Source organism: Brevibacterium album DSM 18261 (assembly GCF_000426445.1).
Classification (GTDB): Bacteria; Actinomycetota; Actinomycetes; order Actinomycetales; family Brevibacteriaceae; genus Brevibacterium; species Brevibacterium album.
Genome location: NZ_KE384526.1, coordinates 997741 through 1019473 on the forward strand (window position 1 = coordinate 997741; position 21733 = coordinate 1019473).

18 protein-coding genes are annotated in these 21733 nt (G+C 70.1%); 9 read left to right on the forward strand and 9 right to left on the reverse strand.

The window, feature by feature from the left end; all coding sequences use genetic code 11:
- The first annotated feature begins 65 nt into the window (after positions 1-65).
- Both K318_RS23200 and K318_RS23205 read left to right on the forward strand, forming a co-directional pair.
- Entirely contained in the window at positions 66-1130 is a 1065-nt protein-coding gene (locus K318_RS23200) for an asparaginase domain-containing protein (protein WP_035282275.1), read from the forward strand.
- Complete coding sequence (locus tag K318_RS23205) at positions 1127-1816, forward strand: DUF1990 domain-containing protein (RefSeq protein WP_084500393.1); 690 nt, start codon at positions 1127-1129, stop codon at positions 1814-1816. The genes K318_RS23200 and K318_RS23205 overlap by 4 nt, the downstream gene beginning before the upstream one ends.
- Before the next feature lie 27 nt (positions 1817-1843).
- Here K318_RS23205 and K318_RS0118080 read toward each other — a convergent pair whose 3' ends face one another.
- Positions 1844-2863 carry an NADP-dependent oxidoreductase gene (locus K318_RS0118080; RefSeq protein ID WP_029090513.1) on the reverse strand — a complete coding sequence of 340 codons (1020 nt, stop codon included), beginning with the start codon at positions 2861-2863 and terminating at the stop codon, positions 1844-1846.
- Positions 2864-3060: 197 nt separating this feature from the next.
- On the opposite strand from K318_RS0118080, the gene K318_RS23210 reads away from it, so the two are divergent.
- On the forward strand, positions 3061-3858 hold the full coding sequence (locus tag K318_RS23210; RefSeq protein ID WP_084500394.1) for a pyroglutamyl-peptidase I: 798 nt from the start codon (positions 3061-3063) through the stop codon (positions 3856-3858).
- Positions 3859-4009: 151 nt separating this feature from the next.
- Here K318_RS23210 and K318_RS25780 read toward each other — a convergent pair whose 3' ends face one another.
- The 3 genes from K318_RS25780 to K318_RS23215 are packed head-to-tail and all read right to left on the reverse strand — an operon-like array spanning position 4010 to position 7760.
- Entirely contained in the window at positions 4010-5497 is a 1488-nt protein-coding gene (locus tag K318_RS25780; RefSeq protein ID WP_029090514.1) for a DUF4097 family beta strand repeat-containing protein, read from the reverse strand.
- Positions 5498-5532: 35 nt separating this feature from the next.
- The gene (locus K318_RS0118095; RefSeq protein WP_029090515.1) at positions 5533-6177 is read right to left on the reverse strand and encodes a response regulator transcription factor; all 645 of its coding nucleotides are present in this window, start codon (positions 6175-6177) and stop codon (positions 5533-5535) included.
- Positions 6165-7760, reverse strand: a complete 1596-nt coding sequence (locus tag K318_RS23215; RefSeq protein WP_051298202.1) for a sensor histidine kinase — start codon at positions 7758-7760, stop codon at positions 6165-6167. The genes K318_RS0118095 and K318_RS23215 overlap by 13 nt, the downstream gene beginning before the upstream one ends.
- A gap of 176 nt (positions 7761-7936) precedes the next feature.
- Between K318_RS23215 and K318_RS23220 the strand changes: the two genes are divergently transcribed.
- On the forward strand, positions 7937-8527 hold the full coding sequence (locus tag K318_RS23220; protein WP_156914098.1) for a hypothetical protein: 591 nt from the start codon (positions 7937-7939) through the stop codon (positions 8525-8527).
- A gap of 9 nt (positions 8528-8536) precedes the next feature.
- Here K318_RS23220 and K318_RS23225 read toward each other — a convergent pair whose 3' ends face one another.
- Complete coding sequence (locus K318_RS23225; protein WP_084500395.1) at positions 8537-10519, reverse strand: TRAP transporter permease; 1983 nt, start codon at positions 10517-10519, stop codon at positions 8537-8539.
- 82 nt (positions 10520-10601) lie between these two features.
- The gene (locus tag K318_RS0118115) at positions 10602-11735 is read right to left on the reverse strand and encodes a TAXI family TRAP transporter solute-binding subunit (protein ID WP_029090516.1); all 1134 of its coding nucleotides are present in this window, start codon (positions 11733-11735) and stop codon (positions 10602-10604) included.
- Positions 11736-12155: 420 nt separating this feature from the next.
- On the opposite strand from K318_RS0118115, the gene K318_RS0118120 reads away from it, so the two are divergent.
- A complete protein-coding gene (locus K318_RS0118120; RefSeq protein WP_029090517.1) occupies positions 12156-13220 on the forward strand; it encodes an alcohol dehydrogenase in 1065 nt (354 codons plus the stop codon).
- Between the two features lie 238 nt (positions 13221-13458).
- On the opposite strand, the gene K318_RS0118125 is transcribed toward K318_RS0118120, so the two are convergent.
- Both K318_RS0118125 and K318_RS0118130 read right to left on the reverse strand, forming a co-directional pair.
- Positions 13459-14022: an NADPH-dependent FMN reductase gene (locus K318_RS0118125; RefSeq protein ID WP_029090518.1), complete on the reverse strand. Its 564-nt coding sequence runs from the start codon at positions 14020-14022 to the stop codon at positions 13459-13461.
- Positions 14023-14388: 366 nt separating this feature from the next.
- Positions 14389-15444 (reverse strand): phosphotransferase family protein, encoded by a 1056-nt coding sequence (locus K318_RS0118130; protein ID WP_084500396.1) that lies wholly within the window; start codon positions 15442-15444, stop codon positions 14389-14391.
- Between the two features lie 156 nt (positions 15445-15600).
- Between K318_RS0118130 and K318_RS0118135 the strand changes: the two genes are divergently transcribed.
- The gene (locus K318_RS0118135; RefSeq protein WP_029090520.1) at positions 15601-16770 is read left to right on the forward strand and encodes a CaiB/BaiF CoA transferase family protein; all 1170 of its coding nucleotides are present in this window, start codon (positions 15601-15603) and stop codon (positions 16768-16770) included.
- A gap of 168 nt (positions 16771-16938) precedes the next feature.
- Here the strand turns inward: K318_RS0118135 and K318_RS0118140 are convergent, their stop codons facing one another.
- Positions 16939-18222 carry a TRAP transporter substrate-binding protein gene (locus tag K318_RS0118140; RefSeq protein ID WP_029090521.1) on the reverse strand — a complete coding sequence of 428 codons (1284 nt, stop codon included), beginning with the start codon at positions 18220-18222 and terminating at the stop codon, positions 16939-16941.
- Between the two features lie 301 nt (positions 18223-18523).
- On the opposite strand from K318_RS0118140, the gene dctP reads away from it, so the two are divergent.
- The 3 genes from dctP to K318_RS0118155 all read left to right on the forward strand — a co-directional run bounded on the left by dctP (position 18524) and on the right by K318_RS0118155 (position 21689).
- Positions 18524-19633, forward strand: a complete 1110-nt coding sequence (gene dctP, locus K318_RS0118145; protein WP_029090522.1) for a TRAP transporter substrate-binding protein DctP — start codon at positions 18524-18526, stop codon at positions 19631-19633.
- 68 nt (positions 19634-19701) lie between these two features.
- Positions 19702-20244 (forward strand): TRAP transporter small permease, encoded by a 543-nt coding sequence (locus tag K318_RS24065; RefSeq protein ID WP_084500398.1) that lies wholly within the window; start codon positions 19702-19704, stop codon positions 20242-20244.
- Positions 20241-21689, forward strand: coding sequence for a TRAP transporter large permease (locus K318_RS0118155; RefSeq protein WP_169721495.1), 1449 nt, complete (start codon positions 20241-20243; stop codon positions 21687-21689). Before K318_RS24065 ends, K318_RS0118155 begins: the two co-directional genes overlap by 4 nt.
- Positions 21690-21733: the final 44 nt, after the last annotated feature.

A 21733-nucleotide genomic window follows, 5' to 3' on the forward strand; every position in this document is an offset into this window, starting at 1 on the left:
GCACGACGCACCCCCTGGCGCACCCGCAGCACCGCACTCCGCCCGCGCGTCGTTAGACTCGCGCAATGAGCACTCCCCACCTGCATGTGATCGCCCTGGGCGGCACCATCGCCTCGGTCCCGGCGGATTCGGGAGGCGGCGTCGTGCCGAGCGTGGGCGCGGAGGAGATCGCCGCGGCCGCTCACCTCGACGACCTGCCCGCCTCGACCACCGCCCATCTGCGCGACGACGGCGAGGACCCGGCGGCCCCTCCCCTCCGCATCACGTTCGAGCAGCTCGCGCAGGTGGGCTCGGGCTCGATCACGCTCTCGCACCTCGGTGCCGTGGTCCGCGCCGCCCGCCGCGCCGCAGCCGCAGGCGCCCACGGCATCGTGCTCACGCAGGGCACCGACACGCTGGAGGACTCCGCCTTCGTCCTGGCGCTCCTCAACGACTCCGGCATCCCCATCGCCGTCACGGGTGCGATGCGCAATCCCTCCCTGCCGGGGGCGGACGGCGGGGCGAACGTCCGCGCAGCGGCGCTGACCGCGCTGAGCCCGCAGGTCCGCGAGCTGGCCGCCCAGCGGAGACTCGCCTCGGTCCTCGTCTTCGCCGATGAGCTCCACGATCCCCTCTATGCCGTCAAGGCGCACACCACCTCGGTCGCGGCGTTCGCCTCGGGCCCGGGCATGGGACCGCTGGGCTGGGTCTCCGAGGACCGCGTGCTCCTGCCCCATGTGCCGTTGGCCTCCCGCGAGGTGCCCGGCTGGAAGGTGCCCGAGGCGGCCGCCGCCCTCGGATTCGCGCGCATCGCGCTCGTGGAGGCGGGCCTCGGCGACGACCTGGCCCTCCTCGAGGCGCTGCCCGGCGCCGGCTACTCCGGCTGCGTGCTCTCCGGAGTGGGCGGCGGGCACGTCTCCGTCGAGGCGGTCGAGCGGGCCGGGGCGCTCGCGGCGGAGATGCCCGTCGTGCTGGCCTCCCGCACCGGTGCGGGCGCGGTGCTCGAACGCACCTACGGCTACCCGGGTGCCGAGCTCGACCTCATCGCGCGCGGCCTCGTGCCCGCAGGTGTGCTCGATGCGCGCAAGGCCCGGCTGGCGCTCGTCCTCGCCCACCGCTTCGAGACCGCCTTCCCCGCCTGGCTGCAGTGAGCGGTCGGCGACGGAGGAGGAAGCCCTCGGCTCACGGCAGGCCGTCCGGGTGCACGCAGCCCGCGCCCGCGCCGCTCACCTGTGGCTGCCCAGGTGCCACCCGGCCGGCGGACGCGGTCTGGGATCCGACGCCCGCCGGCTTCCGGCGGCACGAGGCGGTGACGGTGATCGGCCGGGGAGAGGAAGCCTGGCGCACCGCCGCCGAGGCGGTCCTCCGCTGGGAGGTCAAGCTGCGGTCGGGCTTCTCCCTGGCACCGGCGGACAGCGGGCTGGAACCCAGGCAGGACCGCGGGCCGGGCGGTGAGCCAGGTGGCGAGCCGGACAACACCCCGGATCCCACCCCGGAACCCGGGCCGGACGGCACCCCGCACAAAGGCGAGGCCCGTGTGCGGGCGGGCGAGGACCGGATCGTCCTCGCCCGCCTCGGGCCGATGGTGGTGCGTGAGCCCGTGCGGGTCGTCGCGGTCGTGGACGCGGAGGACAGGGCAGGCTGCGCCTACGGCACCCGCGCGGGCCATCCGGTGTGCGGCGAGGAGGCCTGGGTCATGAGCCGGGATGCCCACGGCACGGTGAGGCTCACGCTCCGCTCGCTCACGACGGCTGCTCCCGGACTCCGCGGCCTCCTGTTCCCCGGCGCGCTCGCGCTCCAGCCGCTGTACCGCAGGCGCTATCTCCGCAGTCTGTGAGAAGGGCGTTCCCGTCCTGGGATGCCCTCAGTCCGCGACCTTCACGACCGTCTTGCCGAAGTTCTTCCCCGCGAGCATGTCGTTGAACGCCCCCACGACGTCGTCGAAGCCGTCGATGACGTCCTCCTGGTACTTCACCCGCCCCTCGGCGACCCATGCGGTCATATCACGGAGGAAGTCCGCGTGCATCGCCTCGACGAACTCGGTCTGGATGAACCCGCGCAGCGTGAGCGACTTCGTGAGGACCGCCCGCATGAGCCGTTCCATCGACCCGGCTGGTGAGAGCGCGCCCGTGCCGTTGTAGCCGGCGACCAGCCCGCACACCGGCACCCGCGCGTAGGTGTTGAGCCGCGGCAGTACGGCGTCCCACACATGGCCGCCGACGTTCTCGAAGTAGACGTCGATGCCGTCGGGGGCAGCGGCCTTGAGCGTCCCGCGGAGGTCGTCCTCCCTGTGGTCGAGCGCCTCGTCGAAGCCGAACTCCCGCAGCAGCTCGACCTTCCTGGGCCCGCCTGCGATCCCGATGGCCCGCGCGCCCCTGATCTTCGCGATCTGGCCCACGGCCGAACCCACCGGCCCCGTCGCGGCGGCCACGGCCACCGTCTCACCCGGCTTGGGATCGCCGATCGCGAGCAGTCCCGCATAGGCCGTGAAGCCGGGCATGCCGAGTACGCCCAGCGCCGTCGTGACGGGCGCGGCCGCGGGATCGAGCACGCGCAGCGTCGTCGCGTCCTCGACCGAGTACTCCGACCAGCCGCCGTAGCCGAGCACGATGTCACCGGCCTTGACCTCGGGCGAGCGCGATTCGACCACCTCGGCGACGGTCGCCCCCACCATCACCTGCCCGATCTCCACGGGCTTGGCATAGGACTTCGCATCGTCCATCCGCCCGCGCATGTAGGGATCGAGGGAGAGGTAGAGGGTGCGGAGCAGGGCCTGGCCCTCGGCCGGCGTCGGGACCGGCGCCTCGGCGATCTCGAAGTTCTCCGCGGTCGGTGCGCCCTGCGGGCGGGAGGCGAGGCGGTAGCTGCGGTACATCGACGTCATCATCGGTCCTCTCGGGAAGGGGTGAGTGCTGCCGCTCACACTACCGGTCATCCGCGCAGACAGGTGCGGAAGTTGAGGATGCTCTCATGTGAGCCCTGCGCCGCTGGGGAGGCTCTGCGGGCGGCAGGGTTCCGGACGGGAAGCGCTGCCCCGGCGATAGCCGCCGCGTCCGACCGTGCATTCGCTAGCCTGGCGACATGACCGATCTCCCACCGCATGCGCCCGCAGGCCCGCTCCCACGGGTGCTCGTGACCGGCTTCGAGCCCTTCGGCGCGGGTGATGACAACCCCGCCGAGCACGCCGTCCGCGCGGTCGCCTCCCAACTCGCCGGGATCGCGGACCTCACCGTGCGGGTCCTGCCGGTCGAGTTCGCCGCCGCCCAGGGGCAGATCGCGGAGCTCATCGCCGAGGTGCGCCCGGCTGTCGTCGTCTCCTTCGGGCTGGCGGCGGGTCGGGCCGAAGTCACCCCCGAGCGCGTGGCCCTCAACCTCGCCGAGGCGCGCATCCCGGACAACGCCGGCGCGCAGCCGGTCGATCGTCCCCTGGTGCCGGGGGCGGCGCCCGCGCACTTCTCGACCCTGCCGGTGGGCGCGATGGCCGAGGCGGTCCGGGCCACGGGCGTCGCCTCGCGTCTCTCCTACACGGCGGGCACCTTCGTGTGCAATGCGGTGATGTACGCGGCGCTGGAATGCGCCGCGCGGATGCGGGAGAACGGCGAGGAGGCGCCGCTCGCCGGCTTCGTCCACGTCCCCCGGGCCACCGAACCGGGCGGAGCCGCCGAGCCAGCAGGAGCCGGCCATGCGGGCGGGGCCGACGCCTCCGCCCGGGGCACAGCCGCCGGCGACACCACTCACAGCGCCTCCTCCGAGGACGGTGCCCTGCCTCAGGCGCTCATCGACGCCGCGGCCGTGGCCGCCGTCCTCGCCGCGATCCGGCATGCGGGAGAGGCTCCCGTCTCACGCGCCGACACCGGGGCCGCGGGCGCCGAGGACTGAGCGGAGCACCCCGGCGGCGCGGCGCTCCGGCGGCGCGGTGACCCTGCGGCGCAGTGAGCCTGCGGCCAGGCGAGACGGCGCCAGGCGCTCATCGCTGCCTGCTCATCGCCCCGGGCCCGCGGTCAGCGCTCAGGGAGCCGCAGGTCCGGTGCTAGCTTCCGTACCGGTCGCCGCCGTACCCGTCATGACCCTCGTCCCATGCGGCGTCGCTCTCGTCCCAGCCCCGGTCGTCCGCTCCGTCGAGATATTCGATCGTGATCCCGCCGCTCGAGGTGCTCACGGTGATGGGCACCACGCCCTCCTCCGCCGCGGAATCCGCGATCAGCACGTCCGTCCAGCCCGCCTGGGTCTGTGACGTGACCGAGTAGCCGGTGAGCTCCGCATCCTCCAGCGTGCTCTCCCGCGGCACTGCCACATCGACCGCGCCGCTCTTCGCGCTCGCCTCGATGCCGTCCGCCGGCACGGTCCCGCCGCTCAGCTCGAGGTCCACCCAGCCGCTGCGGGTCGTGGCCTTGAGCAGCGAGGACACCCGTGTGCCGGAGACGGAGATCGCACCGGTCTGGGTCTGCGCGGTGAGGACCTCCGCAGATCCGTCCCACACATCGATGACCCCTGTCGTCGCGGAGAGCTCGACCTGTCCGGCGATCACGTCCATGACGTTCACCACGCCCGCCTCCGTCGAGGCATTCACGGCGTCGTACTCCCCCGCCACGTCGATCGTCCCGAACGTCGTCGCCACGTCGAGGCTCAGCTGCTCCGCGTATTCCCCGGGCAGCTTCACCCTGAGCTCCTCGTAGCCGTCCAGCCACCAGCGGGAGTTGCCCGAATCGTCCAGCCGGATCCGCGCCTCGCCGTCCTGTTCGCTCACCTGGAGCTCCGGCACCGCCTGCCGACGACCCTGATAGATCCGCTCCACGGCGGGGGCGTCGAGCTCCTCGTCGACCTCCACGGACACCGTGGACCGGGTGGCGTCCACGGTGAGCGCCGTGGTGTCCGCGGGGAGGTCCATCGTCGTGGTCTCCGTGATCTGGTTGATCTGGTGGTAGGCGCCCACACCGATCGCCGCAGTGGGGACCGCGAGCGCGGCGATCGCCGCCACTGCGATGAGCGTCCGCCCCAGAGCCCGGCCCGGGCCGCCCAGGGTCATCGGCTCCGCCGGCCGCCCGGGCTCCGAGGAGGGACCGCGAGGCGGCTGCGGCCCCGGCATGGGAGGCGGGGTGTGGGGCGGCTGCGGCGGCTGCCCGCCGTAGCCGCCTGCCGCGGCACCCGCAGGCACACCCGGAGCGCCGTGACCGGGGATGCCCTGGCTCGGAGCGCCGTGACGGGGAAAGCCGTAGCCGGGAGCGCCCTGGCCCGGAACACCCTGCCCCGGAGCACCTTCAGCACCGGGCATGCTCTGAGCAGGGGTGGTGCCGGGGGCTCCGAACGGCGCATGCGCGGGGTGCTGCCCGCTCGGCACCTGCGGCCCGGGCTGTGCCTGCTGCCCGCTCGGCATACGGTTCTGCGCGTTCTCCGCAGGCGGCGCGGCCTGCGGCTGGGTCTGCGGCGGCACCTGCGGCTGCGACTCAGTCTGCGGCACGTCCTGCCGCGGCGGGGGATCGTAGGGGTTCTGCTGTTCGGGGTCGTGCTGATCGTTCATGATCGGGTCCTTGTGGTGAAGAGGGTATGTGCGGCTCAGACGCCCAGGAAGCGGAGGACGGCGAGCACGCGGCGGTTCTCACTCGTGTCCGCGGAGAGTCCGAACTTCGCGAAGATGGAGCTGATGTGCTTCTCCACCGCCCCGGCGGAGAGGAACATCGTCTGCGCGATGGCGGAGTTCGACTTGCCGGAGGCCATGTGCTCCAGCACCTCGCGCTCGCGCTCCGTGAGATCGGCCAGCCCGCCCTGCTTCCGCGAGCGGACGAGGATCTGGGAGACCACCTCGGGATCGAGCACGGTGCCGCCCGCGGCGACCTCCTCGAGCGCTCCGAGGAAGTCCTCGACATCGGCGACCCGGTCCTTGAGGAGGTAGCCGAAGCTGCCCTTGCCCGAGGCGATGAGCTCGCTCGCGTAGCGCTCCTCCACGTACTGGCTGAGCACGAGGACGGCCACCTCGGGATTCTGCTCGCGGATGAGGGTCGCGGCCCGGATCCCCTCGTCCGTGAACGAGGGCGGCATCCGCACATCCACCACGGCGAGGTCCGGAGCCAGGGCGGCGACGGCGCTGAGCAGGCCGTTCGCATCCGCGGCCGCCTCCACCACCTCGTGCCCGGCATCGGTGACGAGGAGGGAGATGCCCTCCCGGAGGAGGACGTTGTCTTCTGCGATCACGATGCGCATGGCACCTCCACGACTATCGTTGTCGGACCGCCGGCGGGGCTGGTCACGGACAGGGTTCCCTTGGCTGCGGCGACGCGGTCGGCCAGTCCCCGGAGTCCTGTCGACACGCCGTCACGCATGATCTTCGCACCGCCGAGGCCGTTGTCCGTCACGACGATCTGCAGAGCGTGTCCCGCCTCGGCCGCGATGCCGGTGATCGCGACGTGCGCGGACGTCGCCTGAGCGTGCTTGGCGATGTTCGTCAGCGATTCCGCGACGACGAAATAGGCCACGGACTCGGCCTCCCTGTTCACGCCCTCCGGGACGCGCACATCGAGCGAGACGGGGACGGAGGACCGTGCGGCGAGCGCGCTGATCGCGGCATCGAGTCCGCGGTCGTCGAGCACCGCCGGGTGGATGCCCCGGGCCAGCTGCCGCAGCTCCGTGATCGCGGCCTTCGAGTCCTCGTGCGCCTGGCCCACGAGCCGCTTGGCCCCGTCCGGGTCCGAGTCCAGCTTCGACTTCGCCATGCCGAGCTTCATGCTCAGCGCCACGAGCATGGGCTGGACCCCGTCGTGCAGATCGCGTTCGATCCGCAGACGCTCCGTCGTCGCGGCGTCCACCGCGCCCGAGCGGGCGGTCTCGAGCTGGCCGACCTCGCGGGTGAGCGTCGCGCGCTGCTCCTCGAGCTCCTCGGTCTTGGCCGGAGGCAGCAGAGCCCGGTCGAGCATGCGGTCAGGCCACGGGGAGAACACGAGGATCGCGAAGCCCACGAGCGCGATGAGCACGCCCAGTGCGCCCACCCAGAAGCGCGCGGCGAAGGGCACGTTCTCACCGAACCCGTCGAGGATGCCCGCCGGCACGTCGGTGAAGCCCATGACGAAGAACGAGGAGCCCGCGTCAGGGTTGATCGCGAGCGTCAGCACGCCCACGCCGGTGGCGACGGCGAGCGTCACCAGGACGCCCACGAACGCTCCGTACACCGCCTTCACGTAGTGGTGCGCGGTCGAGCGCCAGAACGCGCCCGAGGCGAGGATGAGCCACTGCTGGTGCAGCCACCCGGGGAACCCGGTCCGCAGCGTCCGCCGCCAGCGGGGCACGAGGATGTGCTCGCCGTAGACGGCCTCGGAGCGCAGCCGCTCCACATGATGGATCGCGCGCATCACGAAGAACCAGACGATGAGCGCGAGGACGCCGCTGCCCAGCGCGAAGAGCCCCGCCACGCCCGAGAAGAACAGCAGGGTGGGGATCCACAGCAGGAACACCCCGACGAGGGCGGAGACGGTGACGTTGAAGATGCCCATGAGCCAGGGCATCCGGGCCTTGGTGTAGCGGGCGGGTGCCGCTGCGGGAGCCCAGCTGTCCGGGTCCCAGTCGGCGGGGCTCGGGTCTCCGGTGGGGTGAGGTACGGGGGTGGCCTGAGGCTGGGAGGATTCCTGCGCCTCGGCGGCTTCGTGCGGCTGGGCCGCGGCCTGCACGCGGGTCGGCATCTCGCCGTCCGGCATCACGCGGGTGGGCGCATCGGCCGGGGCGGTCTCGCCGGGAGCCGCGGCACCGGGAGCGGCGCCCTCCTGCGGCAGCGGTCTCGTGGATTCGTCGTTCATGCCTCCACTATCCCGCGCCGGAGGACCGCGGACCACGGGGCGAACTGCCGTCGTCGGTGGGGAAAACCCGCCACCTGGACCTGGGGATCAGCCGCGAGCGCAGACGGAGGAGACTGCCTACCATGGTGGGAGAGCTGCGGACACCGCACACGACGACCGGCACAGGACGAGGAGCCATGACCATGCCCCCACCCGGCCCACCGGTGAGCTCGCCGCTGCGGTCGAAGCACAGGACCACGGCGCTGGTCCTCATCTCCGCCGTCCTCGGGCTCGTGTACTCGTTCTTCTACCACGCGGCCGCGATCAACGCCTGGCTGCCCGGGGTGAAGATGTCCGATCCCGAGCTGTTCTGGGTCACGCTCGTCTCCGACGCCGTCCTGGGCCTGCTGGCGCTGTGCCTCGTGCCCGCGGCGATCCGCCACGACAGCGAGGAGCTCGAGGAGGACACCTACATCGGGCCGCCCTCGGCCCTCGTGGCCGGACTCGTGGTCATCACGGTGTGGCAGGTGTCGCCGCTGGCCATCGCGGCAGGAGCGGTCGTCATCATCTCCATCTCCTCGCGCATCTCGGCCTCGTGGACGATCCCGGCGGTGTGCGCCTCGATCTTCTCCGTGCTCATCGCGGAGCTCGCCTTCTTCCACACCCAGCCGGGGATCGACTGGGCCGTCGTCGGACTGGTGGCCGCGGCGACCGTCGTGCTCGTGCTCTTCGGCACCGTCCGCGGCTATCACCTGCGCAGCCTTCTGCGCGAGCAGCCGCGGCGGTAGGCGCGGCGCTCACGCCTCCGCGGGTGACCTCCCCTCGTCCGCCGCGGCCTCGGCTGCCATCCGCGCCCGCTCGCGCTCCGCGGACACGGTCTCGTCGCCGGCGTTCCAGAAGCGGGTGGCGAAGGCGACCACCGCGCACCCGAGCAGACCAGCGAAGCTCATGACCGCCGAGGGCGCGACCAGCGACGCGGCGGCGAGGACGCCCATGAGGATCTGTGCGGGAACGGTGAGGGCGCGTCCCACCCCGACCATCCAGCCCTCGAACGCGCAGCCCAGGAAGATGACGCCCACCACCGAGGTGACGATCGCCAGGGCGATGTCGAGGCCGCTCCCCTGCCCCAGCAGCGCGGGGTTGAAGACGAAGGCGAACGGCACGAGGTACTTGACCGCGCCCAGCCGGGTGGCCTTCCACGCCGTCGCCATGGGCGGCGTCTTCGCGATGTTCGCGGCCGCGAACGCCGCCAGTCCCACCGGCGGGGTGATGTAGGAGACCGTCGCCCAGTAGATGACGAAGAGATGGGCGGCGATCGGGTTCACGCCCAGCTGCGTGAGCGCCGGCGCCATGACGATCGCGAGGAAGACGTAGACGGCCGACACCGTCATGCCCATCCCCAGGATGAAGCAGGTGACCGCTCCCGCGAGGAGGATGAGGACGACGTTCTCCCCCACCGCTGCGACGAGTTCGCGGGCCAGCGAGAGCGAGACGCCCGTCATCGACAGACCGCCCACGATCAGTCCCACACCGGCGATGATGCCGATGATCTCGGCGATGGTCCGGCCCGCCGAGACCACGAAGGAGTACAGCGACTCCGGGATCTGCCGGGCCTTCCCCTGCGCCGCCAGCCTCACGATCAGCACGACCACGAGGAAGCCCACGATCCAGTACGGTGCCTGCGATTCGCGCTGCTGGACGACCAGCAGGACCACGAGGCCCACGAGCGCGGCGAGGTAGGGCCAGCCCCGCGCCAGTATGCCGCCGACGGCACCGGCACCCGGACCCGCCTCGCCGCGCAGGCCCGCCTTGGCCGAATACGCGTCCACCTGCACGAAGATGCCGAGGAAGTACAGGACCGCAGGCACCGCTGCGGCGAGTGCGATCTCGCTGTACGGGACGCCGATGAAGGAGACCATGAGGAACGCGGCGCTGCCCATGATGGGCGGGGTGACGGTGCCGCCGGTCGAAGCTGTCGCCTCGATGCCGGCGGCGTAGCGTCCCGGGAACCCGGCCTTCTTCATCGCCGGGATCGTCATGGGTCCGGTCGTGAGGACGTTCGAGACCGCAGAGCCGGACATCATGCCCATGAACGCGGAGGAGAAGACCGAGACCTTGGCCGAACCGCCCCGGTAGCGGCCGAACACGGCCTGGGCGAGGTCGTAGAAGAACGTCGCGCCTCCCGTGTGCTGCAGTGCGACGCCGAAGAGGAGGAAGCCGATGAGGATGAGCCCGGCCGTCTGCAGCGGCAGGCCGAGAATCGAGTCCACGCCCATCGCATGTGCCCGTGCGGAGCCGGTGAGATCCGCGGAGATGCCGCGCAGGAAGTCGAGCGGCATGTGGCCGGCGGCCAGCGGATAGAGCGAGAAGGCGAGCGCGATGACGGTGACGATGAGGCCCGCGGTCCTGCGCAGCGCCTCGAGCACGAGGATCCAGAGGACGTAGGCCAGCAGAACGGCAGTCTGCGGCGCCACGTAGTCCCAGCCCTGGTTGACGATGTTCTCGCCGTTGAGCCCGAAGTACACGCAGGTGCCGGCCGCGATCAGCGCGAGAGCCGCATCGTAGAGGGGCACGGGCCGGTGCCGCACGGCCTTGGCGATGGGGAACGCGAGGAAGCAGATGGGCAGGAAGCACGCGAGGACGAAGTACAGATAGGAGTTGCGGAGCAGGGAGAAGCCGCCGGGGTTCCAGAAGAAGACCTGGTTCATCGCCAGGAGGATGCCCGCGACGGTGAGCACCGCCACGACCGCCCTCCAGAGCGGGGTGAGTCGAGTATCCATGGGAGTCCAATCGGGGGCGGGGCCGGACCTGTGCGGTCCGGCCCCTGATGCGGGCCGGCAGCGGACTCACCGCCGCCGGGGGTCAACTGAGGTTCTCGTCCTTCCACTCGATCCAGCTCTCATGCCCCACCTCGGACTCCTCGGTGGCCTCCAGGTAGGCGTCCCACTCCGCCTGGAGCTGCTCCTGCCGTTCGATGAGCTCCTGGTTGCGGGCCTCGGCCTCCTCCGTCCACACGCCCTGCTCGTCGAGGAACTGCACGAGGCCGTCGTGGAACGGCACCTGGGTGGGCTCGCTCTGGATCGCGTCGATCCCCCAGCCGTCCGTCGTGGGGGTGACGTCCTTGTAGGCGTCGAAGTTCTCGTGCAGCTGCGTGGCGAGGTCGTGGACGGCCTCGACCGAGGTGTCCGCGTAGGTGATGACGGGGACGGTGTAGAAGAGCGCCTCGGTCTCCTCGCCCTCGGCCTGCGCCGGACCGCCGGTGAAGGTGTCCACGTAGGTCGAGGGGGCGACCTCGATCATCCGCTCCACCGCCTCCTCGTCGCCGGCGTCGAGGTCCAGCCACTGCACATCGTGCTGGCTGTCGAGCTCGTAGAGGGAGGAGCCGTAGACCTGCTGGTAGACGACGTCGATCTGCCCGTTGCGCAGCCCATCGGCCTGATCGCCGTAGCTGATGTCGACGGCCTCGACATCGTCCCAGGTGAGTCCCGCATAGGCGAGGAAGGCGGTCATCTTGTTCTGCACCGAGGGGTTCGCGGTGGCCCAGGGGACGCGCTTCCCCTCGAGATCGGCGAAGGTCTCGATGCCGGAATCGCTCATGGCCATGAGGCTGTGCGGCGCGGTGGGCGCCCACGTCATCCGGACGTCCTGCGGCCCCCAGTCCGGCACGGCGAAATCGTACTCGGCCTCGAAGGCGTAGATGTACTCGTCGCCGCCGCGGGAGAACAGCGCCTGCCCATCGCGCAGCGGGGAGACCCTCCCGATCGCGGTGTCTGAGGGCACCACCCTGATGCTCGCCCCCTCGCTGTTGGTGAGCGCTTCCGCCACCGCCGAGGTGTCGGCATAGGTCGAGGTCCCGGTCCCGTAGGTGCTGATGGCGTAGGTGTCCGGGAGGGGGCCCTCCTCGACCGCTGTCTGGGCCTCCTGTCCGCCGCTCCCGCAGGCGGAGAGGGTCAGGGCGAGCGCCGCCGCCGAGGCGACTGCTGGAAGTTTCCTCATTGAAGCTCCTTGAGCGTTCGTCGACACCGGCGTCCGCACTGACGACCGTGATGCCGTTCACATGACTGGCACGCTCAACTATGCACATGATCGAGAGAAATCACAATCCTTTGATGCAGAAAAGTTAAGTAATCTGATGCGCGTCCTGCGCCGGATCAGAGGGTGCGCTCGCAGGCCGCGCATGTCTGCCGCGCGAGGATGCGCATCTGCAGTCGGGGGCGGTGTCTGCGAGGGCGTGCGGCGCGGGCGCCCCTTCGCGCCTCGTCGCAGCGCAGGCCCCCCGCACATCGGAAGTCCTCCTCCGAGATCAGTAGCCGCGCGCACCCTCCCTGTGATTGAGTGATGCATGAGCGCCCGGCTATCTGTCGAACGTTCAGCCAGGTCACAGACGACCAGATTCCGCAGACCGAGGAGGGTCTCATGAAGGTATTCGGCATCGCCTCCCCCAACGCTCCCGCCGAGGAGATCGACATCGACGCCCCGGAGCTCACGGGCGCCTCCGTGCTCGTCCGCATCACGAACTCCGGTGTCTGCCACTCCGACCTCCACGCGCGCGAGGGGTTCTTCGACCTCGGCGACGCCGGCAAGCTCCCCTACACCTCGGCCGGTGCCGAGTACCCGCTCGTCCTCGGACACGAGATCGTCGGCGAGGTCGTGGCCGCCGGGCCCGAATCCTCCGTGCAGCCCGGAGATGAGAAGTTCATCGTGTTCCCGTGGATCGGCTGCGGGCAGTGCCAGGCCTGCGCCGAGGACCGTGAGAACTACTGCACCGGCGCCAAGCGGAACCTCTCCGTCGCGCTCAACGGCGGCTATGCCCGCGAGGTCTGGGTGCCGGATTCCCGCTACCTCGTGCCGGTGGGCGACCTCGATCCCTCCTGGGCCGCCACCCTCGCATGCTCGGGCCTGACCTCCTACGCCGCGACCACCAAGGTCCTCACCCCCGAGGTCGACCGCCCCATCGCCGTCATCGGCACCGGCGGCGTGGGGCTCAGCGTCATCCCGATCCTGAAGGCCCGCGGGCACAACAACATCGTGGCCGCCGATGTCAGCGAGGCCGCGCTGGAGAACGCGAAGGCCGCCGGCGCCACCGCCACCGTGCTCACGACCGGCGAGAACCCGGTCGCGGACCTCATCGCCGCCGGTGGGGGCAAGCTCGCCGGCGCGATCGACTTCGTCAACAACGGCGCCACCTCCGGCCTCGCGCTCAGTGCGCTCGGGATCGGCGGGAAGCTCGTGAGCGTGGGACTGTTCGGCGGGCAGCTGGCCTTCCCCACGACCCTGCTGGCGCTCTCCCAGCTCAAGATCGAGGGCAATTTCGTGGGCAGCCTGCCCGAGCTCAAGGCGCTCGTGGAGCTCGCCGGCGAGACGGACCTCCCCCGCCTGCCCATCCAGGAGCGCCCGCTCGAGGCCGAGAACGTCACCGGCGCCCTCGACGACCTCGCCAACCGCGCGGTCACCGGCCGCGTGGTGCTCGTCGCGGGCTGAGGGGCAGGGCGCGTCACCCGGATGCGCCCGGGTGACGTGCAGGAGGGGCCGAGACGGATGTCCGTCTCGGCCCCTCCTGTCGTGCCTGCTCGCGTCTCAGTTCCCGCTCATGTCTGAGTTCCCACTCGCGTCTCAAGTCCCGCTCATGTCTCACTCCGCTTCGCCTGCGAGCCGGAAGATCGACGCAGGATGAGACACGAGCACGAAGTGAGACGCGAGCGGGAGGGAGACGCGGGCGTCAGGCCGCGAGCGCCGCGCGGACCGTCTTGAAGCCCTCGGCCCACGCGAGCAGGTCCCCGAGCATGGGCCCGAAGGTCTGGGCGGAGACCTCCTCCGGAGCGAACTCGCCCTCGGCGAAGTCCGTGAAGATCGAGAAGGAGGCGGTCCCGCGCACCGTGGCCGCCCGGAAGTTCGTGAAGGCCAGACGCCACGCCTCGACCGCGCGCACGCCCTTGTCCGCACCGTAGCTCACGAAGGCGACGGGCTTGTGCGCGAACTCGGGGCCGACGAAGTCGATGGCGTTCTTCAGCGGGCCGGGGACGGAGTGGTTGTACTCCGGGGTGACGACGATGTACCCGTCGAAGGGCTCCAGGGCCGCGCCCCAGGCCACCGTGTGCGCGTTCTGGTACTGGTGCGCGCCGCCGGGGATCGGCTCGTCGAGGATGGGCAGATCGAAGTCCTCGTACCGCACGACCGCGTTCTCCACGCCGGCCGCGTCCAGCTGCGCCTTCACCCAGTCCACCACCTGCGGGTTGAGCGCTCCGGGGCGGTTGCTGCCTGCGATGATTCCGATCCGCGTCATGGTCTCAGACTCCTGCTGCTCCTGGTGTGCGTGGCACGGCGGGCGAACCGGCGCCTCGGGCGCGGCGCTGCCGTACGGGCCCGGACCGTCTGTCCGACCCCGGGGAGTCCAAGGAGATGGGCGCGCCGGTTATTCCTTCTCACGCGTCTCGGCGGGCGCCTGTGTCACGGATCTCACCCGCCCGAGGCGCACGTGCCTCCGGTGCGGCTCCCGTCTTAGGGACGGTTCCCGTCTCAGGTGCGACTCATGTCTCGCTGTGCATCGCTCCCACGCGGATGCGGCGAAGCAGAGTGAGACACGAGCGCGAACCGAGACACGAGTACGCGAGCGCGAACCGAGACGCGAGCGCTGACGCCGAGGCGGGCCTCAGAGCTGCCCCGAGCGCAGGATCTCGAGCGCATGGGCGGCCAACGGCTCCACACCCGCCCCCGTCTCCTCCGGGTCCAGGTCGAGATCGCCCATGCGCCCCTGCTTGAGGCGGGTGTAGACGCCCTCCCGGATGCAGGCGAGCTTCCAGGCGGCGAAGGCGGCGTAGTACGGCACCCGTGAGGTGTCCTGGCCGGTGAGCTCCGCATAGCGGGAGACGACCTGCTCCGCCGTGAGCCCGCCCTCGGCCGGCGTGGGCGTCCAGATGCCCGTGTACTCGAGGGGGACGAACATCATGGCGAGGAGGTAGCCCAGGTCCGTGACGACATCGCCGATCGAGGACAGCTCCCAGTCGACGACCGCCTGCACCTCGCCCGTGCGGCGGTCGAAGAGCATGTTGTTGGGCTTGACGTCCCCGTGCACGAGGCCGGTGGCGGTCTCCGGCGGGATGTCGCGCGCGAGCGCGGCCTGCACCTCGGCGATGACGGGGATGTCGCGGGTGGTGACCGCCTCGTACTGCCCCAGCCAGCGGCGCAGCTGGCGCTCGACGAAGCCTCCCGGACGGCGGAGGTCCCCCAGGCCCACCGCATCGACGTCCACGGAGTGGATCTTCGCGAGAGCGTCGACCAGCGAGAGCATCGAATCCGCCACCGATCCCGAGGCGGGGATGAGCTCGAGGTCCGCGGGCTCGTGGATGGGGAACCCGTCGCAGTGGTCCTGGAAGACGAAGGGCACCTCGAGCACATCCGGATCGTCGACGATCTCGAGGATGGTGGGCACCGGCACGGGCGTGGGGCCGAGTGCGGCCATGATCCGGCCCTCGCGGGAGACGTCATGGGCGCTGCCGCCCGCGTGCCCCAGGGGCGGGCGGCGCAGCACCCAGCGGTCGACGCCGTCGAGGGTGACGGCGAACGTGAGGTTCGAACGGCCCACGGAGAGCACCCGGAACCCGATCGCGCTCTCGTCCGCTCCCACACGGGCCGCGATCCACGGGCGCACGCCGGGGCCGATCCCGCTGGGGGCTGATGCGGACGCTGTCTGGCTTCTCGACATCATCGTCGGCTTCTCCTCGCGGCAGTGGCGAAGCTCCGGCGGCGGACCGGCGAGGACCCTGGGCCGCCGTCTCAGAGCTTGGCCTTATCAAACGTTCGGCCTCTTGGACTATACGCTAGTAGGCCAGCACATCTGCCCGCTCACCCACGGAGGAAGACGATGACCAGTCTGCCCACAGAGACCACGGACACCGCGCAGGGGCCGCTCAGCGGCATCGTCGTCGCGGACTTCTCGCGCGTCCTCGCGGGACCCTTCTGCTCGATGACCCTGGGCGATCTGGGCGCGACCGTCATCAAGGTGGAGAGCCCCACAGGTGACGACACACGCTCCTGGAGCCCTCCCGTCCACATGGGCCAGGCCAGCTACTACCAGGCCGTGAACAGGAACAAGCATTCGATCGCCCTGGACTTCACGGACCCCGACGACCTCGAGGTCGCCAAGCGCATCGCTGCGCGCGCAGACGTCTTCCTCCACAACTTCAAGCCCGGCTCGATCGACAAGTTCGGCCTGGGCTACGAGGGCGTGCGCGCACTGAACCCACAGGTGATCTACGCGCACATCAGCGGCTTCGGGACGAAGAAGGGCGCAGACATGCCCGGCTACGACGTCCTCGTGCAGGGCGCCGCGGGCCTCATGGACATGAACGGCGAGCCCGACGGCCCGCCCGTGCGCTCCGGCGTGTCGCTCTTCGACATCACGACGGGCATGATGACCGCGCTGGGGATCACGGCGGCCGTCCGGCACCGCGACCTCACCGGCGAGGGCCAGCTCATCGAGAACAACCTCATGAGCAATGCGCTGTTCACGATGACCAACCAGTACCAGGTGGCCCTCAGCGGGCAGACCACGCGGCGCGCCGGTGCAGAGCACGGCACCATCTACCCGTACAACGCGTTCCCGACCGGGGACGGGGAGCTCATCATCGTGGGCGCGAACAACGGGCAGTTCGCACGCCTGGCGAAGGTGCTGGGACATCCGGAGTGGAGCGAGGATGAGCGCTTCGACTCCCCGGAGAAGCGCAACGTCAACCGCGACGAGCTCCGGCCCCTCCTGGAGGAGGCGCTCTCGCACAGGGGCAAGCACGAGTGGTTCGAGCTCCTGAGCGCCGCGGGACTGCCGAGCTCACCCGTGCAGAGCGTGAACGAGGGCCTGGTGACAGCGGAGGAGCTGGGCCTCGAGCCGGTGTGGACCACCGGGGAGGAGGGGTCGATCCCCACCATCCGCCCCTCGCTCTCGTTCTCCGCCTCGCCCGTGAGCTACCGGAAGCAGCCGCCGGAGCTGGGCGCGGACGGCGATGCCGTGCGCGCCTGGCTGGACTCGGAGGGCTGACAGCGGAGTTCGCCTCTCTGCAGCGAGGGCTCCGGGCGCGCGTCCCGCTGCCGCACACGGTCGCGAAAACTCAGCTGCGCCGCGCAATCACGTGCGCATGCTGAGCTTTCGCGACCGCGGCTTGGCATGTTCGGCCGCGCGGACCCCCGCTCGCGCAGCTGGCGAGCCTCAGCTGGGCCGGTGCGGCAGCATGACCTCCGCGAAGTACCGTTCGCCCAGCGGGGTGAGGTAGTCGCTGTCGTCCTCCGGGTACCAGGCGTCGAAGTCCGCGAAGGAGCCCTCGTCCTCATACCCCAGCTCCGTGACGATGTCGCGCCATTCGGAGACCGAGGCGGGGATGGCCTCCACCGACCCCTCCGGCAGCAGGCCGTCACCGACCTTCTCCTCCACGAGCCCCTCGGAGGCCGCGCGGATGAGCGACTGGGTCTCCCGGTCCATCTCCGCGAAGGAGCCCCCTCCCTCGCGCACCAGCTCAGCGGCAGCGTAGTTGCCCGCAAGGTCACCGCGACGCGACTGGACGAACTCGTCGGCCATCGAGTCGAAGACCAGCTGGCGGACGGCCAGCGGCCAGGAGTCCCATGCGCTGCCGGCGAACACCCCGCCGGGACCGCGGGCGAAGGTCACGTCGGTCGTATAGGCGACCTCGTTCGCCACCTCGAAGACGCCTGCCGTCTCCGCAGGCAGCGTCGCCGTGAGCGTGCAGTCGATGGTGTTGCGCTGGAGCGCCTCGAACACCTCGGTGTACTCGAGCGACACCGGCGAGGCTGAGACCGCCTCGAGCTGCGCGCTCTGGGCGGTGGACGAGGCGCGCACCTGGTTCCCAGCCCAATCGGCTGCGGTGGTGTGCGGCTCCGAGCACAACGACATGACGGCGCCGGCGGCATTGAACAGGTTGAGCGGAGTGAGCCCCCGATCCTCGAACTCCGCGACGAGATTCTCGTCCTGCCAGGCGAGCTCCCCCAGAGCCGCATTGGCGGCGAGCTCGTCGACGAGTGGCGAGGTGCCGGTGAGGGTCGTGCCGGTCACCCACGCCTGGAACACGGGGAACTCATCCGGCTGGTAGATGGGGAGCGCGTAGGCGATGTCCACGCGTCCGTCGGCGAGCGCATCGGGCAGGTCCGTGTAACCTGCGATGCCCTGCGCATAGGTGGTGTCCACCGTGATCTTCCCACCGGACCTGGTCTCCAGGTTGTCCTTGAACGCCTGCGCCCGGTAGGAGTCCGGCCCCTCGGCGGACTGCGCGGAAGGCTGGTACTTGATGGTGACGGGCTCCACGTCCTCGAACGCAGCCAGGATCTCCTCGTCCGAGGCGCCGTACTCGTATCCGGCCCCTCCGCCTGCCCCTCCGCCCCCGCCGGACGAGCCGGCGGAACCGGCACAGGCTGTCAGGGCGAGGACGGCAGCAGCAGTCCCGGCGACGGCTGTCAGGGTGCTCTTCGATGCTCCATGCATGTGCGACCTCCTTGTCTCTGCACATAAGAACAGTGATCGTTCGATAAGCACCTGTCAAGGGCCCACCCTCCTCCTGCGCCGCAGCAACCCGGGCGCCGCAGGAGGACCGCACGAGCGACGCTCAGTCAGGAAGTTACATGAAATGTTCATTGATCTAATTGCTTTCCGATTGAAAAGTTTTCATTGACTCACACTATGCGTGTGACTATGTTGGCTCATGTCCAGCGTTCGCCGATGCCGCACCAGACCGCGAGCCCGGCACAGGAGCCTGGAACCGACACGAGAATCAAAGGAGATCCTCATGCGCATATCCACCAGGAGCCTCTGCGGAGCCGCGACGGCGGCCGGTGCCGCGTTCGCGCTCGCTGCCTGCGGCGGTGTCGCCGGAGCCGGCGGGAGCGACACCGGTGCCGCTTCATGGCAGGGAGCGAACTACATGCCCGAGCAGAACTCGTTCAGCCGGGCCTTCGTCGGCGTCACGGACTTCCTGGCAGAGGAGGACATCGCCGACACCGAGGTGTTCCACCAGGAGTCCCTGCTGGCCGCCGCGGACATCCTGCCTGGGATCGCGGACGGCCGTGCGAACGTCGGCATCATCAACCCCTTCTACTACCCGGGAGAACTGCCGCTCACGAATGTCGCGAGCGTCCCGTTCATGTCCCAGGATCCGGCCTCGCACACGGACGCCATGAACGAGATGTACCGGAGCAGCGAGGTCCTGCAGGCCGAGTACGACAAGGCAGGGGTGCACCTCGTCTCCTTCGTCCCCGTCGCCACGACGATCGTGGGCTCGAGCTCCCCCATCGAGACCGTCGAGGACTTCGGCGGCAAACAGATCCGCGCCGTGGGCCTCCTCTCGGACACCATCAGCCAGATCGGCGCGAACCCCGTCTCCATCTCCGCCGGCGAGGTCTATCAGTCGGTGGAGACCGGCGTCATCGACGGCTACACGTCGTACCCCTTCGACATCGCGATCCAGAACAGCTTCCACGAGGTCGCACCCCATGTGGCCGATCCCGGCTTCGGCGTGTACTCGGTGGGCGCCATCCTCATGAACGGGTCCGACTGGGACGGCCTCACGGACGAACAGCGGACGGCCATCGAGGCACAGGTCGACACGTTCGCCGCGGATGCCTCGGGCTTCGTCGCGAGCGATCTCGAGGAGAGCTGCACCGCCTATCTGGAGTCCGGCAGCGCTCCGGTCGAGTTCTCCGAGGAGGAACAGAAGAAGCTGCGGGATGAGGTGGGCGATTCGCAGATCGAGTCGTGGAAGGCCGATGCCGTCGCCGCCGGTGTCGAGGAGGCGCATGCCGATGCCTTCCTCGAAGAGCTGCAGTCGCAGATCGCCGATCGCGAGGGAAGCTCGGACGCCGATCTCTCCATCCGCCCCTGCCTCGCGCAGGCCGGCTGACACCGGCTGATGTGCAGCCGCACAGGGCAGCGTCACCGTCCTCGCCGCCGAACGACGGGTCGCAGAACATGAAAGCACTCGACACCTTCTCCAGACGGCTGTCAAGCACGTTCGCGGTGATCGCTTCGCTGACCATCGCTCTCATCATGGTCCTGACCGTCGCAGACGTGGCGCGCAGATCCCTCACCGGCCGGTCGATCCCGGGCACCACGGAGTTCAGCGAGGTGTTCCTCGTCGCCGCCGCGTTCCTCGGCCTCGCATACGCCATGCGCACCGGAGCCCATGTGGCTGTCGACCTCGTGGTCGAGAGAATGCCGGCCCGTGCGGGCAGGATCGTGTTCACCATCGGCATGGTGACGGCCATTGCCGTGCTCGTCTGGATGACGTTCCAGACGGGCGGCGCGGCACTGCGCTCGATCTCCGCGGGCGAGTACCGGTACGGGCTCATCCAGGTGCCGATCTGGCCGGCGAAGGCCGTGATCCCCGTCGCCCTGGCCGCGCTGATCCTCGAATGCGTCATCACCCTGGCGAAGACGTGGGGCAGAGGAGCCCCGGAGAACAGCGCCTCCGAGGACAGCGCCTCGGAGGACGGCACGGAAGGGAGGGCATGAGCATGGAGCCGATCATCCTCCTCGTGGTCGTAGCGGCCGTCGTCATCCTGCTCGCGCTGTTGGCCACCGGCATCCCCGTCGCCTTCGCCCTCGCAGTCTCCGGCGCGCTCGGCCTCTTCGTCCTCTCCGGCTCCTCCACCGCCTCCTCCGCGCTCGCGAGCCTGCCCTACCAGTCCACTGCGAAGGTGGCACTCGTCGTCATCCCCATGTTCGTCCTCATGGGCGTGCTCGCGGAGAAGGCGCGGATCGCCGAGGACGTCTTCCTGCTGGGGCACCGCCTCCTCCGGAGGCTCCCTGGCGGCCTCGCCCTCGCCTCCCTGTTCGCATGCGCGGCCTTCGGCGCGGTCTCCGGATCCAGCGTGGCGACCACCGCCACGATCGGCCGGATGTCGATAGCACAGATGCAGAAGTACGGGTACAGCACCTCCTTCGCCGCCGGAGTCGTGGCCGCAGGCGGAACGCTCAGCTTCCTCATCCCGCCGAGCATCGTCCTCGTGGTCTATGCCCTGCTCACCGGCGAGTCCGTGGGCGCCACACTGAGTGCGGGAATAGTCCCCGGCATCATCACGGTGCTCGTCTTCGGGCTGCTCATCCTCGTGCGCGCCAAGCTCAAGCCCTCGCTGGTCTCGGGCAACGTGCCGGTGCTCACCGGTGCCGCAGGGGCGGGGAGGACCGCAGCCGCCGAGGCGGCTCCGGCACCCGGCCGCATCTCCGCCGCAGGCGGGAGCACGGGCCGCGCGGACCCCGATGACCCCACCGACGCCATGCTGGCGGAGAAGCGCAAGGGCTATGCGGGGGCGCTCAAGATCGCGCTGCTCTTCACCATCGTGATCGGCGGCATCTACTCGGGCATCCTCACCGCCACGGAATCCGCCGCCTTCGGTGCGGCCACGGCGCTCGTCATGCTCCTGCTGGACGGCTTCCGCCAGGGGCGCAGCGCGCTCATCGCGAGCATCCGCGAGTCCTTCTCGGAGGCCGCCTCCGTCTCCAGCTTCATCTTCGGCATCCTCATCGGCGCCACGGTGTTCACGTACTTCCTCGTGTCCGCCGGGGTTCCCACGCAGTTCGCCACGTGGGTGATCGGCCTGAACCCCTCGCCGGCGCTCGTGGTGATCCTGCTGCTGGTGCTCATGATCCCGCTCGGGATGTTCCTGGACTCGCTCTCCGTCCTGCTCATCGTCGTTCCCATCGCCTACCCTCTGGTCACCGGCCTGGGATACGACGGCATCTGGTTCGGCATCCTCATGATCAAAATGGTCGAGCTCGGACTGATCACACCTCCGGTGGGCATGAACGTCTTCGTCCTCGCCGGCACCCGCGGGGTCACGGTGGCCAACGCATTCCGCGGCGTCGCGTGGTTCGTCCCGGCGGAGCTGCTGGTGGTCTCGATCCTCTTCACCTTCCCGGATCTCGTGACCTGGCTGCCGAGCACCATCCGCGGCTGAATCGCCTCAAACACCCCCCATGCCCACCCCAATGCGAAGGAGCA

Bases quoted from the DNA above. Each gene is read 5' to 3' on its own strand.
- dctP (WP_029090522.1), top strand. From the start codon at position 18,524: ATGCGCATATCCACCAGGAGCCTCTGCGGAGCCGCGACGGCGGCCGGT.
- K318_RS25780 (WP_029090514.1), bottom strand. From the start codon at position 5,497: ATGAACGATCAGCACGACCCCGAACAGCAGAACCCCTACGATCCCCCG.
- K318_RS0118155 (WP_169721495.1), top strand. From the start codon at position 20,241: ATGAGCATGGAGCCGATCATCCTCCTCGTGGTCGTAGCGGCCGTCGTC.
- K318_RS0118080 (WP_029090513.1), bottom strand. From the start codon at position 2,863: ATGACGTCGATGTACCGCAGCTACCGCCTCGCCTCCCGCCCGCAGGGC.
- K318_RS0118140 (WP_029090521.1), bottom strand. From the start codon at position 18,222: ATGCATGGAGCATCGAAGAGCACCCTGACAGCCGTCGCCGGGACTGCT.
- K318_RS0118095 (WP_029090515.1), bottom strand. From the start codon at position 6,177: ATGCGCATCGTGATCGCAGAAGACAACGTCCTCCTCCGGGAGGGCATC.
- K318_RS23215 (WP_051298202.1), bottom strand. From the start codon at position 7,760: ATGAACGACGAATCCACGAGACCGCTGCCGCAGGAGGGCGCCGCTCCC.
- K318_RS23220 (WP_156914098.1), top strand. From the start codon at position 7,937: ATGACCATGCCCCCACCCGGCCCACCGGTGAGCTCGCCGCTGCGGTCG.
- K318_RS0118120 (WP_029090517.1), top strand. From the start codon at position 12,156: ATGAAGGTATTCGGCATCGCCTCCCCCAACGCTCCCGCCGAGGAGATC.
- K318_RS23210 (WP_084500394.1), top strand. From the start codon at position 3,061: ATGACCGATCTCCCACCGCATGCGCCCGCAGGCCCGCTCCCACGGGTG.
- K318_RS0118135 (WP_029090520.1), top strand. From the start codon at position 15,601: ATGACCAGTCTGCCCACAGAGACCACGGACACCGCGCAGGGGCCGCTC.
- K318_RS24065 (WP_084500398.1), top strand. From the start codon at position 19,702: ATGAAAGCACTCGACACCTTCTCCAGACGGCTGTCAAGCACGTTCGCG.
- K318_RS0118115 (WP_029090516.1), bottom strand. From the start codon at position 11,735: ATGAGGAAACTTCCAGCAGTCGCCTCGGCGGCGGCGCTCGCCCTGACC.
- K318_RS23225 (WP_084500395.1), bottom strand. From the start codon at position 10,519: ATGGATACTCGACTCACCCCGCTCTGGAGGGCGGTCGTGGCGGTGCTC.
- K318_RS0118125 (WP_029090518.1), bottom strand. From the start codon at position 14,022: ATGACGCGGATCGGAATCATCGCAGGCAGCAACCGCCCCGGAGCGCTC.
- K318_RS0118130 (WP_084500396.1), bottom strand. From the start codon at position 15,444: ATGATGTCGAGAAGCCAGACAGCGTCCGCATCAGCCCCCAGCGGGATC.
- K318_RS23200 (WP_035282275.1), top strand. From the start codon at position 66: ATGAGCACTCCCCACCTGCATGTGATCGCCCTGGGCGGCACCATCGCC.